The sequence below is a fragment of the Actinotignum sp. usb-actsch-rep-73 genome (assembly GCF_059082735.1).
Genome location: NZ_JBHNPV010000042.1, coordinates 1 through 11,648 on the forward strand (window position 1 = coordinate 1; position 11,648 = coordinate 11,648).

Annotated in this window: 12 protein-coding genes and 1 tRNA gene; 3 read left to right on the forward strand and 10 right to left on the reverse strand. The window is 55.9% G+C overall.

Going from position 1 to position 11,648, the window contains the following annotated elements:
• The 7 genes from AC5RE1_RS03085 to AC5RE1_RS03115 form a co-directional block, all read right to left on the reverse strand.
• The coding region (locus tag AC5RE1_RS03085) for a hypothetical protein (protein WP_493938330.1) at nucleotides 1-970 on the reverse strand (970 nt) is incomplete at its 3' end.
• A gap of 171 nt (nucleotides 971-1,141) precedes the next feature.
• Nucleotides 1,142-3,412, reverse strand: coding sequence for a VaFE repeat-containing surface-anchored protein (locus AC5RE1_RS03090; RefSeq protein ID WP_493938331.1), 2,271 nt, complete (start codon nucleotides 3,410-3,412; stop codon nucleotides 1,142-1,144).
• Between the two features lie 148 nt (nucleotides 3,413-3,560).
• Nucleotides 3,561-4,625 carry a hypothetical protein gene (locus tag AC5RE1_RS03095; RefSeq protein ID WP_493938332.1) on the reverse strand — a complete coding sequence of 355 codons (1,065 nt, stop codon included), beginning with the start codon at nucleotides 4,623-4,625 and terminating at the stop codon, nucleotides 3,561-3,563.
• A gap of 32 nt (nucleotides 4,626-4,657) precedes the next feature.
• Complete coding sequence (locus tag AC5RE1_RS03100) at nucleotides 4,658-4,993, reverse strand: hypothetical protein (RefSeq protein WP_493938333.1); 336 nt, start codon at nucleotides 4,991-4,993, stop codon at nucleotides 4,658-4,660.
• Entirely contained in the window at nucleotides 4,986-5,294 is a 309-nt protein-coding gene (locus AC5RE1_RS03105) for a hypothetical protein (protein WP_493938334.1), read from the reverse strand. The genes AC5RE1_RS03100 and AC5RE1_RS03105 overlap by 8 nt, the downstream gene beginning before the upstream one ends.
• Nucleotides 5,278-6,093 (reverse strand): ParA family protein, encoded by an 816-nt coding sequence (locus AC5RE1_RS03110; protein ID WP_285069569.1) that lies wholly within the window; start codon nucleotides 6,091-6,093, stop codon nucleotides 5,278-5,280. The genes AC5RE1_RS03105 and AC5RE1_RS03110 overlap by 17 nt, the downstream gene beginning before the upstream one ends.
• Before the next feature lie 86 nt (nucleotides 6,094-6,179).
• On the reverse strand, nucleotides 6,180-7,028 hold the full coding sequence (locus AC5RE1_RS03115) for a tyrosine-type recombinase/integrase (protein WP_050998759.1): 849 nt from the start codon (nucleotides 7,026-7,028) through the stop codon (nucleotides 6,180-6,182).
• Between AC5RE1_RS03115 and AC5RE1_RS03120 the strand changes: the two genes are divergently transcribed.
• Nucleotides 7,027-7,233: a hypothetical protein gene (locus AC5RE1_RS03120; protein WP_040318336.1), complete on the forward strand. Its 207-nt coding sequence runs from the start codon at nucleotides 7,027-7,029 to the stop codon at nucleotides 7,231-7,233. The genes AC5RE1_RS03115 and AC5RE1_RS03120 overlap by 2 nt on opposite strands.
• Before the next feature lie 210 nt (nucleotides 7,234-7,443).
• Here AC5RE1_RS03120 and AC5RE1_RS03125 read toward each other — a convergent pair.
• The 3 genes from AC5RE1_RS03125 to AC5RE1_RS03135 form a co-directional block, all read right to left on the reverse strand.
• Nucleotides 7,444-7,517, reverse strand: a tRNA-Pro gene (locus AC5RE1_RS03125).
• A 155-nt stretch (nucleotides 7,518-7,672) separates the two neighbouring features.
• Nucleotides 7,673-8,707, reverse strand: a complete 1,035-nt coding sequence (locus tag AC5RE1_RS03130) for a metallophosphoesterase (protein ID WP_493938335.1) — start codon at nucleotides 8,705-8,707, stop codon at nucleotides 7,673-7,675.
• A gap of 9 nt (nucleotides 8,708-8,716) precedes the next feature.
• Entirely contained in the window at nucleotides 8,717-10,843 is a 2,127-nt protein-coding gene (locus AC5RE1_RS03135; RefSeq protein ID WP_285068414.1) for a transglycosylase domain-containing protein, read from the reverse strand.
• 161 nt (nucleotides 10,844-11,004) lie between these two features.
• On the opposite strand from AC5RE1_RS03135, the gene AC5RE1_RS03140 reads away from it, so the two are divergent.
• Nucleotides 11,005-11,340 carry a WhiB family transcriptional regulator gene (locus AC5RE1_RS03140; RefSeq protein ID WP_006680452.1) on the forward strand — a complete coding sequence of 112 codons (336 nt, stop codon included), beginning with the start codon at nucleotides 11,005-11,007 and terminating at the stop codon, nucleotides 11,338-11,340.
• A 91-nt stretch (nucleotides 11,341-11,431) separates the two neighbouring features.
• A complete protein-coding gene (gene sp36 / locus AC5RE1_RS03145) occupies nucleotides 11,432-11,593 on the forward strand; it encodes a Sp36 family protein (RefSeq protein ID WP_006680451.1) in 162 nt (53 codons plus the stop codon).
• Nucleotides 11,594-11,648: the final 55 nt, after the last annotated feature.

Consider the following 11,648-nt stretch of genomic DNA (forward strand, 5'->3'; position numbering starts at 1 on the left):
CTGGTTCTGGCGTGGGTGCTGGTTCTGGCGAGGGCGATGGTTCTGGCGAGGGCTCAGGTTCTGGTTCGGCAGTGTTGAACTCTATTTCCTGTTTCCGGGTTGCCTCACTCGTGTCTTTGCCGGGGCCTGTGCGTACCGAGGTCAGTCCTTCCCCATTGAGTTGGATAACGAGAGAGTAATAGCCGGTCATGATTTCAATTTCGGCTTTAACAGTGCCAACTCCGGTAGATTTCCAGGGTATTTGGAAGCCTTCGCTTGTGCTTTCGCCTTGCCATGTTTTAGTGCCACTGTCTTTGAATACGGCCGGGCCATCTAGCGTGGCCGTGGCTTTAAGTCCTTGACAGGGTTTGCCTAGGGCGTTGATCCAACGCAGGTTAATAGTTCCCTCGGACGTGCCATCGCCTTGGACGGTTGGTGAGCCGAACTTTTCGGGTGATGCGTTTACTGCTTGGTTAACGTATTTTTTCGCTAGTTCCACCACATCGGGATGCTCTTGTTGCATGGCCGCCGTGGCCTTGGCTGCGCGCTCACGTGCGGGTCGGAGCAGTTCTGAGTTCGGGTCGTGGCTAGGGTCGAGCGCATACATCGAACCGTCAAAGTTGAGCCGGTTAAGCAGTGATATGGCGGCGCGAGACTGGGCGGTATTAACAGATTCGTAGGTGGCTAGAATCCACCCCATCTGTGTGCCAGTCACACTGAGTTGGGGATCTTGGTGGTTATCAACGTTGGTTGTGTTAAGAAAGTAGCCTTGCGAGTCGTAGGGGATTTTATTGGTGAAGATGGTGGACCAGATGAGGGGGTCATGTCCGTCTGGGTTTTTCAATCCTCCAAACCACACAAGATTGTCATCGATTTGTAGGTGGTAGCCTTGCCCGACTTCTTCTAACGCGCTGTCTTTTGATTCGGGAGGTAGGGCGTTAGCTGCAAGTCCTGCGCTTGTTGCTAGCACGGCTGTGGCTGTGATGGTCATAGCCGTAGTTCTTATGAGTGTTTTGAGTCTAGACACTGTTTTCCTGTTCGTCACCGGTGTTTGTTTCAGTCCGCGCTTGGGACTTCACCTACTGCGTAGGGTGTGCGCGCACAGTTAAGGCCCGCACCAAAAGGTGCGGGCCTTAACTATCCCTGGAGGGGATCTTGTGGGTTAGTTCTTGCGTCGCTTAGCTACGAGGGCACCTGCACCACCCGTGGCTAGTAGTGCGGCTACGCCTAGCGGTGCGAGGTTTGCGCCGGTCTTGGCCAGGGCCGACCCGCCACCGGAGTTGTCCGAGGCTGCGAGCTTAATGGTCTGATCCGCGTCACCAGCATCCGTGTGGGTGCCCACGAGCTGCCCGTTTGCGTCGTAGACGTATTCAAAGGCAACGAGTTCAGTGTTTGCCATGCCGGTAGTGTCCAGGTTGGCTACTACCTTCCCGCAGTCTTGCGGAGTGTTGGGCGTGAACTTCGCGGTCGCTTCATACTCTGTGCCGTCTACCATGACCATCTTGCCGGTGGTCTTGTTGTGAACCTTGAGCCTCAAGGTGTATTCAGTTCCGGGAACAAGTTTCTCGTTCGCGTCACACACCTTGTCAACCAGCTTCGTGTCCTTGCCAGGCTTCAAGGTTTTTTCACCGTTTTCGCCGGTGAACGTGGTCTTGAGCTTCGGGCCATCAGCTGTGATAGTGAACTGCTCGGTCACATCCTCTACAGAAGTAGCCAATGGGGTTACGCGGTCATCACCAGCAAAAGTAGAGATGAATACGTAGGTGCCGGCTACTAGCTTGCCGTCCGCACCCCTCTTAGCGATCCACGACGTGTCACCAACGCTGGGGTAGACACCGTTCTTAGCGGCAATGGTGACGGTTTGACCAATCTTTTCAGCCTTGTCGCGGTTCGCTTCGGTTACTTTAAGGCCAGCGGGGAAAAACAAGACCTCGTGAGAGATGAGTTTCTCGTCTGCCTTGAACCCGGCTGCGCCTTCAAAGTTGGGGTGATCGGAGGGCATTCCGGTGACGAACACGTCATCTACTAGGTAGGTGCCCACCTTGGTGTCACGCACACTCAACTTCGAATCAATCTGAGCTGGGTGTCTTACCGACGTGGTTTCGTCTGCCATGCCATAGTCGTCAACAAAGTCGGCCTTAATGTACTTTGACCACTCAGCATCTTGGTCATCGGCTTTTACTTCCCACACCCACGTGTAGAAACCGTCCTTGGGTGCGGCCCCTGCGCTAGCGGTAAGCGCCGTTTCAGGCCCGTTGGCTTTGAGGATGACGGACTTGATGAGTTCTGCGCCTTCTGGCACGGTCGCGTTCTGGCCTGCTGGAGCGAGGGGGTCGATGTAGTAGAGGCTTGCGCGGTAGTTTACGGGCACGTCAGTGCCATCGATGTTGAGCCACTTACCGTCCCCGTAGTTCGGGTCAGCGTTCGGGGTGAACGTGTCAGTCAGCTCAGCGCCACTGTCAATGACCTTAGCGGTATCCACATTTGAGAGGCCTTGGGGGCGGAAATCGAAGATAACATCCCACGTCGGAGACTGAACGGTTTTACCCGTCAGCCTTCCAACATCGTAAATCACGTCTTGGCGACCGCCGCCAGGCGACGCATAGCCAAGAACAGGCGAAATAATGTTTGTGAAGTTGACGCTTGCAGTGACCTTGCCGTTGCCAGTGGAGTGCCACTTAAGACCGGTAATGGGGGTAGATGCGGTAGTACCACTATAAGTATTAGTGCCCGTTGCATCGAAAACCGCAGGACCATTTAGGGTCACCGTGAACGGATAGCCCGCTGCCGCCGCCCCATTGCCGTTAACTAGACGTATCCCGTCGAGTGTCCCGTACATGTGGTTGGTGGTTTCTGGTTCACCTGCTTCCCATCCGACGACACCGGCCGCTTTGGCTTCTGCGACCATTTGGCGTGCACGGTTTTGAACGTTCGCGGGGGTGAGTTGGAGTAGCTCATTGACATTCGCCTGAGCGCGACCCGAGTTCTCAAAGTTCACGTGTGCAAGGAAACCTGTAGCGGCCGCGTCTACGTCAGTATTTGAAAACTCTAAGGACTTTGGCGTGTACCACTTCATGATGTACGCCATCTGAGCAATATCAACACTCAGATCAGCCGGACGGCTAAGGCCAGGCTGACTCGTCAGCTCTCCGGGGGTGACGGCAACTGCTGCCGAGGGGTTGACCGCGTCAGCCTGAATACACAGACCAGGCGTGGGCTGGCCTTGGTAGGGAATCCACGTGCCAAGCCAGCCAACACTTCCTCCAATAGGCACGCCGCGCACCCAAGAGCCTGCCGCGTGAGCCGGTAGGGCGCTCAGAGAGCCGACAAAGATAAGCGCAAGCGCTGTTAAAGCGAGAGCTAGCCGGTAAGCCAGCCCGCCCTTAGTGGCGCGAGGCGCGTCTTGAGCGTGCGTGGTTATAGGAATACTCATCACTACTCCACTTTCATATAGGTTTGATGATCGATCACGAAACCCATTCAGGGGCTTCACCTATTACGTGGAGTGTGTGCGCACAAAGATGGCCCGCAGACACTAGGTCTACGGGCCATCGGAATACTTAGCGATTAACTCCGGCACATCAATCGCAAGTACCTACACATACTTCTCCTTGAATATCGCCGGTAACTGTTCCATTCTCATCTGGCTGCACCTGGTGGTGCCAGCTTCCGTCGTCGGTGGCTTGTATCCATTCGGGGAAGTTTGGGTTATAGCAGTATGGTCCGCCGCCGCACACGTCACCACTACCACCGCTGTAGCCACCGCCTCCATTGCCACCTGCGTTCGAGTTGCTGTAGTTACTGGCGCTGTAGCCACCACCATTGCCTTCGTTGTATCCGCCCGTGCTTTGAGCCTGTTGGGCTTGTGTGTAGGCTGTGGCCGCGTCGTTTACCGCTGTGGTGGCATCGCTTAGGGTTTTGGCTACTGTGCCTGCTTGGTCGGCGCGGGTAAACACAGCCTCAATATCAGCTACAGCCTCCAGCGTTTCAGGCTCGGCTTGGTCGAGTGCTTGAGCTTCTTTCAGTGCAGTATCAAGCTGGTCGGTCACGCTCGTTTCTACGCCTTCACGATTAGCCGTGCCAGCGGCTTCGATTGCCTCATTCAGGGTTTTTACCGCCTGGTCAAAAGTGGTTGTAGCCTTCGTTGCGACTTGTTCGCGCACGCCAGCAAATGAAGCAGTGAGCTTATCAAGCACGCTTTGAGCCTCCCCTTGGGCGTCCTTGACCGCGCGCGTAGCTTCTTTGGCTTGTTCACGTCCTAGCGCGGAAGCATCCTGGGCCTCAACGCTTGAAAGTGCGTCTGCTTCTTCTACCGCCACGGCTAGAGCCGTGGTGTCAGTGTCTAAAGCACGCTGAGCCACTAGATCAATAAGCGCTTTGGCTTGCGTCTTAGTCTGGTCAAGTTCGGTCAAGGTCTGCTGATAGGTGGCCTGGGTCGCCTGGTATTCCTCGCGCGCGCTCAACGTATCAGTGTGGGTTTTCCATACCACCCCAACCACAACCAGCACGGCGATGAGTGCTACGGCGATGGTGGCAATAATGGGCGGGCGCTTATACCACGGTGGTGTCACCGTAGAGACTGGCTCGCTCATCGCAGTATCAGTTGTTTCTTGTAATGGGGTGTGGGGCGCTTCGTTGGTGCTCATGGTGTTTTCCTTGACCTGTGTTGATGTCGAGTCTAGTTGATGGGGCCGCGCGGTCCGACGGGTAGGGTGCCGATTTGGCGTGGTGGGACAGGCGCGTGTAGTCGCGCTCGGGCTTGCGTGTTGTAGGCGATGAGGGCTTGTTCTACCCATTTGCTCCACGTAGTCGGCCCATTATTGGCAAGGCTGGCGATGAATAGACCACGTGCTTCGTCTGCCACTTTTTCATCTACCCGAACAGTGATCTTTTGGATACCACTGGACTGGGGCTTGGATGTGGGTGTTTGTGCCCGTGGTTTGGCCTCGGTCTGGGTCTGGGTGATGACGCTGTGGCCTGCTAGGGCGCTACGTCTAGGTTGTGGTTTAGTCATGAGTGTGTCCTTCGTCGAGTTTACGCATGTGTTTGTCTAGTCGATTGATGGCATGCGCGGTTTCGGATAGGCGGGTGTGGAGTTGGAGCATTTGCTCAAACTCTTTGGCCTCTAGCACGTATTGGACTTTCTCTACCCACGTGTAAGGGCCTGCTGTTAGGTGTTCTGGTTCGATCCAGTATTGGAGGAAGTGAGTTACGTTTACCGTGTCGTTGTACAGCAACTTCAGATAGATGTCTTTTTCTTCACTGCTCGCCTGCCTGTAGGTGGCTAAGAGTTGTTTGTTACTGATTTTGCTCATTGCTCTGTTCTTCCTGGTGGGTTTGGATTGCGTGGAGGTATTGGGTGTAGATGTCGGCTAGTTGTGCTGCTTCTTGTGTGGGCCATTGTTCGAGTGGCTGACTGGCTTCCACGCTGTCTGCGATTGCTACCCGTTTAGGGATGGGTGGGTTAAAGATTGTTAGTCCGCGTTGTTCTACTTCATGGGTTAGCTCGCTTATCCAGTGCCCGCCGCTGGTGGTGCGGGCTTCGTGCTGGTTGATGATGATTCCCCCGATTGTGAGTGTGGGGTTGTAGTAGGTGCGGATCTGGTCAATAGAGCTCAGCAGTCGGGCTAGGCCGTTAGCGCTCCAGAGTTTGGAGTGTGTGACGATCAGGGTGATGTCGGTGGCGGTCAGGCCGTTGATTGTGAGCTGGTCGAGTGATGGTGGGCAGTCGATAAGACACACGTCATAGTTGCTCGCGATAGGACTTAAGGCGGCGCGTAGCCTGCTTTCGCGTCCAGCTCCTGCTACTACTAGTTCGTCTCTTACTACTGGTAGGGCCTCACCCGTGGTGGGTACGAGGTCTACCCCGTCCCATAGGCCAGGTACGGTGACTTCGCTTATCGGTAGCTTGGTTCGGTTTGAGAGCACGTCAGCCAACCCCGCAGTGTCCTCGTCTACTGGGTGTTTTGCGAGGCTACTGGTGATGTTGCCTTGCGGATCAAGGTCTACGACGATCACGCGCAAGCCCTCAAGAACCGCGGCGCGGGCTAGGTGATAGGTGGTAGTGGATTTACCTACCCCACCTTTTTGATTACACAGTGAAATGGTGAGCATCATTGTCTCCTCATGGGTTACATGTCTACGGTTGCCAGCGTTGCCGTCATTGCCAGTGTTGCCGACGTTGCTGGCAGTGCTGGCGGTTAGAACAGGTAGTTGTTGAACATGGTTGGTAGTAGGTCGAGAGCCTGGCGTTGTAGGCGCACTGAAACGTTCATGTATAGCGCGGTTGTTTGTAGGTTTTCGTGACGCATAAGGGTTTGCACTACCCGCGCGTCTGCTCCTGCTTCAAGTAGGGCTGTGGCGAAATAGTGGCGTAGCTGGTGGGAAGTCATTGTGATACCCGCTCGCGCAAAAGCGTCAGAAATACTTGAACCAACTGCCCGACGTTCTACATGCGTGTGAGGGCATGTGGAAGAAGGGAACCACCAACCGCGTAGAGGGTAGTGTTCAGCCTCGCGCAAGATGATGGGATGCACTGGCAGAACGGCGGTTTTATTGCCTTTTCCAACTACGGTTATCATTCCCGTTGCGTGATCGATGTCTTGTCCGCGTATTTTCGCTATTTCGTGGACTCGCAGCCCAGCAAAGGCAGCAAGCATGATGCGGGTGCGCGTAGCGGGACGCAGAGGCGAGGTGAGAACGGCTCGTAGCTGTTCATCTGTGATAGGTCGCGGTTGATACTTAGGACGTTTAGGCGCTGCAACGCGGGACATAGGATTGTCCTGACGGTGATCGCTGATAACCAGCCAATGATAGAAGGCTCGCAGATGCACGTAATATGTGTGGCGCGTGATCGCAGACGGTAACGTGGCAAGCCATAAAGTAATGTCCTCGAAATTGGCTACCTGAGCGTTCACCCCCGTTTGCTGAGTGAATTGGTCTACGACACGTAATCGTTCATCAATCGTCCTTACTGACAAAGAGCGTGCGGACATCTCTACAGTCCATAGGCGGGCGAGTTGTTCAAAAGGAATAACAGTTTTGAGCATGACTAAAGTTTCAGCCATTAGCATTGGCAAGCATGCCCAATTGTTGAAAAAAACGGGCATTGCTGGCAGCGCCATCACTGCCATAGTTGCCGTCATTACTGGCATTGCCATAGTTGCTGGCAATACGAGTAAAAAGAAAAACGAAGCACAGAGCCAGCGAAGATACGATGCCGAAAATGAGTGGAACTCTTTACCGGGCTTGTAATGAATAGGTCGTGGGTTCGATTCCCACAGGTGGCTCGACTGAAACGGTCTGGACTTGCGGGTTGAGGCCGTTTTCTTTATATTCGGTGGTTTTGTCTGCTCGACGCTTCTATGATGAACGATTGATATATAACATTTGTCGTTTAAGCTCTCCGTCGCCAAAAAATGAAAAAGCCTCCGACACCTGCAGTGCCGGAGGATCTCACACGAGTCGGGGTGGCGGGATTTGAACCCACGACCTCTTCGTCCCGAACGAAGCGCGCTACCAAACTGCGCCACACCCCGTGCGACTGTTCGAGTATAGCGAGTCAAAGTCCCAGATGACAAAACGGAAAGCCCCTAGAGTCTGCCGAATAAGTCACAGTGCCCGATCCGAGCGCCCAGCCTAAATGCGTGGCAATCATTCGCCGGTAGCGCTATCCAAACGGGCTGCGTGAACGCTATGCGATTGAAAGAAGGGTGGCCTCGGGGCGTGTTGCGATACGAACCTGCGCGTAGCGCGACGTCCCCAGTCCGGCACTGACATTGACGAAGGACTGGTGCGTGCCATATCGCCACGAGTGCAGCCCTTTTGCGTATTTCCGTGGGAGGTCGCAGTTCGTCACGATCGCTCCAAAGCCGGGAAGTCCAATCTGACCGCCGTGCGTGTGACCGGCGAAGATAAGGTCGGCTCCAGCGTCCGTCATGGCGTTCAAAACGCGCGTATATGGAGCGTGCGTGAGACCGATACGCAGGTTCTGCTGGTTCGCCCACGAATCCAACGGGATGGGAAGTCGATCGCGGTTGAGGTGCGCGTCGTCGGTCCCGATAAAGCTGAGCGTTTGGGACGTGTGCGCGGCCTCGTGAATAGAAGGCGAAGAAGCGCCAGGTGCGATGGTCGACGAAGACGAGACGCGCGCAACCGGTGCTAAGACAACGGGAATCGAAAGCGTATCTGCGCGGTTAGTCAGGTTCGTCCAGCCGGCTTCGTGGAATGCGGAAGTCAGTTCAGTCCACGGCAGGTCCGGCGTTGTGCGCGCCTTTTGAGGGTGTCCGCCGACAAGGTAGCGTGCCCAGCTCTTCGGCATCTGCGAATAGTAGTCATTCGAGCCGAGCACGTAGGCACCGGGGTAGTCCAGCAGTGGTTTGTAGGCGCGCATCAGGGGGACGAGGCCGTCCACACTGGAGAAGTTATCGCCGGTAGAAACGACGAAATCAATGTGGTTTGTGGCCGTAACTTTCCTGAGGAAATCTTCGATGAAGTCTTGGCCGGGAAACATGTGCAGGTCAGAGACGTGAAGGATTGTCAGTGGCTGGATATTGCGCGATGGATCCAAGGTGACGTGGACGTGTCGCAATGTTGGCCAGCGTCGTTCAAACGAGCCCCAGGCGAGCGCTGACGCCCCCGCCAACCCCATGCCAAGGGTCGTGTAGGCGACGCCTTTAAACGCGCTCCCAGCGATGTTGCGGGAGCTTGTGTGCACGTCGTACGTCATGGGTCTGCCTTATTCGGAGTCTTCCTCTTCGTACTGCTCGGTTGCCTGAGCTGCGGGCTGCTGAGTACGAGGCTGCGGGGCGGGGGAACCGATGCTGACCATCGGCATGGGCTCGATCGGAGTGTTCGCCATAACGGCTGACATGTAGGGTGCCCAGATGGTGCGACCAACGAAGGTCTCACCGTAAAGCTGGGAGTAGTAGACGCCGTTGATGGTCACGTTTTGAACGGGCTGGGTTGAAGCGTTCGCGTGGCCAACCCATGCCGAGGTGGCCAGAGAGGGGGTGAAACCGCTCATCCATGTGTTCGAGTTGTTATCCGTTGTACCCGACTTACCGGCGAACTGGCGGCCGTCAGCGATGTGTGTGGACGTGTAGTACTGGCTCACGGCCTGTGTCAGCGTCGTTGCCGTCTGCTGGGCGGCGGTTTCGGGGATGACCTGGCTACATTCGGGCGCGTATTCCTTCAGCGTGTTCTCGTCGCGGTCGGTGACCGACAGGAGCGCGTTCGGCTTGCAGTAGTTACCGTTGTTCGCGATCGCAGCGAAAGCACCGGCAACTTCAAGCGGGTTTGTTGACGAGGTGCCCAAGACGTTTGCCGGGAAGAGGTCGGCGACTTCGCCGTTCTGGGTTACGCCAAGGTCGTAGGCGGTCTGGAAGATCTGACAGAAGTCAACGCGCGATGCCATGTTCACGAACGCTTGGTTAACCGACAGGCCGGTTGCGCGAATGACGTTCATTGCGCCGTCCTTGCCGGGAAGGTCGACGACGTTGTAGGCGCCGGTGTTGATCGTTTGATCGCCACAGTGGAAGGCGTTCGAACCGTAGTAGCGGTTTGCTGAACCAACGGCTTCGTAGGCGCTGTGGCCTTCCTTGAACCATTGCAACAGGGTGAAGACCTTGTAGGTTGAACCGACCTGGAACTGACCATCGGCGGCGTAGTTTGCCATGGTCTGGCCGGCTTCAACACCGTAGTTGGTGTTCTGGCTCATCACTAGGATGTGTCCGGTGCTGGGCTCAACGGACACCAGTGCGGTATCAACGTCGGAGGCGTCGTCGACGGGGATCGCGCTGGTCAGTGAGTTCCAAGCGGCCGCTTGCTTCGTCGGATCAAGGGTGGTGCGGATCGTGATGCCCGCGGTCTTCAGCATGTGTTCGCGTTTCGCGGACGTATCGCCGTAGGTGTCATCGGCAAGGAATTGTGACAGGACGTAGTCGCAGAAGTATGCGGAGGAGCCCGATGCGCCGGAGCATCCTTCGGCGGAGACGTTCGGGTTCAACATGTCTTCAATGGTGGTGGCGAGGCCCGCGTCGTATTCCTCTTGCGTGATGATTTCCTGTTCAAGCATCAAGCCAAGAACAAGGTCGCGACGTTCTTTTGCTGCTTCAGGGTATGACAGAGGATTGTATTCAACGGGGGACTGGACCAAGCCTGCGAGCATTGCTGCTTCGAGGTAGTTGATTTCAGAGGCGCTCTTGGAGAAGTAGCGCTGCGATGCGGCTTCGACACCGTAGGTGATGGGGCCGAAGGGCGCGATATTGAGGTAACCGGTGAGAACCTGATCTTTGTCCAGCTTCCGTTCAAGGGCGAGAGCGTATTTGATCTCGCGGAGCTTGCGGGCTGCGGTCTGTTCGGTTGCCGCGTTGACCTGTTCAGCGTCGCCTTCCAAGTAGCCCTTTTCAAGGAGGGCGTTTCGAACGTACTGCTGCGTAATGGTGGATGCGCCCTGGGTGCCGGTTTCGGCCAAGTTGTTGACGAATGCGCGGGCGATGCCGGTTGCGTCAACGCCGTCGTGTTCGTAGAAGCGCTTGTCTTCGACTGTGACGATGGCTTGCTTCATGATGTCGGCGATGTTTGCCGAGGGGACGACGATGCGCTGTTTGTCGTAGAAGCGTGCAATCACTGCGCCTGTTGAATCGAGCATTTGCGATTCTTCTGCGGGCTCGACGACTTCAATTTCGCTGGGGAGGTCGTTGAAAACTTCCGGCATCGACTTGGCGGCGAGCGCGAGAGATCCGGTGAGCGGGACGAACATGCCTGCCCCGAGCACGCCGATGAGTGCTGACGTGGACACGAATGCCACGAGGAGCGCGACGAGCTGTGCGGGCCGGATAAGGCGCGAGTGATTGTGCGACATAGGTTAAGAATACGTGTTGGTGAGCGCTCCGCAGTGAGCAGACGCTTCTTTTTTGTGTGACTCTCTGCCAGGGCGAGACATCTTCGGTTTGTTAATTACTGTGGATGTGTGTATCGTCACAGGTGGAAGCTCATAGGCGAGCGATTTGGAAGTGCATATTCATGACCACCATTGACCAGGATCAGAGTTGGGTAGCAAAGGCGCTGTGTGCAAACTCTGAACCTGATGCTTCATTTGTTCAAGGGGCTGCGCAGCGCCAGGTACGCCTGCGTTGTTTGCAGTGCGAGGTCCGTTTGGAATGTCTTGCTGACGCCCTGCAGTCCGAAGCCAATTTTGGCGTGTGGGGTGGGTTGACAGAGCGTGAGCGACGCGCAATGCTTCGCCACTACACGACCGTTGAAAATTGGCGGGCCTGGCTGGAGTCCTCCCCGGATCCGCTGGCTGCTGAGATTCGTGCGGCGAAGGTTCCGCGGGTGCTTGCGCACGTTCGCGGGTGAACATCAGTTTCGTTTGATGCCACTGATTGACGAGGCCGCGACGGCGTGGCCGTCGTGGAACGAGTGGCAGTGAAGAACGTAGGATTGAGCCATGACTAAATGGGAATATGCAACGATTCCGTTGCTTACGCATGCCACGAAAGCAATTCTTGACCAGTGGGGTTCTGACGGGTGGGAGCTCGTTCAGGTGATCCCCGGTCCGACTGGTTCAGAGAATCTGGTTGCCTACTTGAAGCGACCGATCGAAGACTGAGCTGTGATGGCCTGATCGGTTGGCGCTTCGCTGACGGATTTAACAGACTGAATAC

What these genes read in the sequence shown, in the direction of transcription:
- AC5RE1_RS03095 (WP_493938332.1), bottom strand. Translation starts at nt 4,625, where the DNA reads ATGAGCACCAACGAAGCGCCCCACACCCCATTACAAGAAACAACTGAT.
- AC5RE1_RS03120 (WP_040318336.1), top strand. Translation starts at nt 7,027, where the DNA reads ATGACTAAAGTTTCAGCCATTAGCATTGGCAAGCATGCCCAATTGTTG.
- sp36 (WP_006680451.1), top strand. Translation starts at nt 11,432, where the DNA reads ATGACTAAATGGGAATATGCAACGATTCCGTTGCTTACGCATGCCACG.
- AC5RE1_RS03110 (WP_285069569.1), bottom strand. Translation starts at nt 6,093, where the DNA reads ATGCTCACCATTTCACTGTGTAATCAAAAAGGTGGGGTAGGTAAATCC.
- AC5RE1_RS03140 (WP_006680452.1), top strand. Translation starts at nt 11,005, where the DNA reads ATGACCACCATTGACCAGGATCAGAGTTGGGTAGCAAAGGCGCTGTGT.
- AC5RE1_RS03090 (WP_493938331.1), bottom strand. Translation starts at nt 3,412, where the DNA reads ATGAGTATTCCTATAACCACGCACGCTCAAGACGCGCCTCGCGCCACT.
- AC5RE1_RS03105 (WP_493938334.1), bottom strand. Translation starts at nt 5,294, where the DNA reads ATGAGCAAAATCAGTAACAAACAACTCTTAGCCACCTACAGGCAGGCG.
- AC5RE1_RS03135 (WP_285068414.1), bottom strand. Translation starts at nt 10,843, where the DNA reads ATGTCGCACAATCACTCGCGCCTTATCCGGCCCGCACAGCTCGTCGCG.
- AC5RE1_RS03130 (WP_493938335.1), bottom strand. Translation starts at nt 8,707, where the DNA reads ATGACGTACGACGTGCACACAAGCTCCCGCAACATCGCTGGGAGCGCG.
- AC5RE1_RS03100 (WP_493938333.1), bottom strand. Translation starts at nt 4,993, where the DNA reads ATGACTAAACCACAACCTAGACGTAGCGCCCTAGCAGGCCACAGCGTC.
- AC5RE1_RS03115 (WP_050998759.1), bottom strand. Translation starts at nt 7,028, where the DNA reads ATGCTCAAAACTGTTATTCCTTTTGAACAACTCGCCCGCCTATGGACT.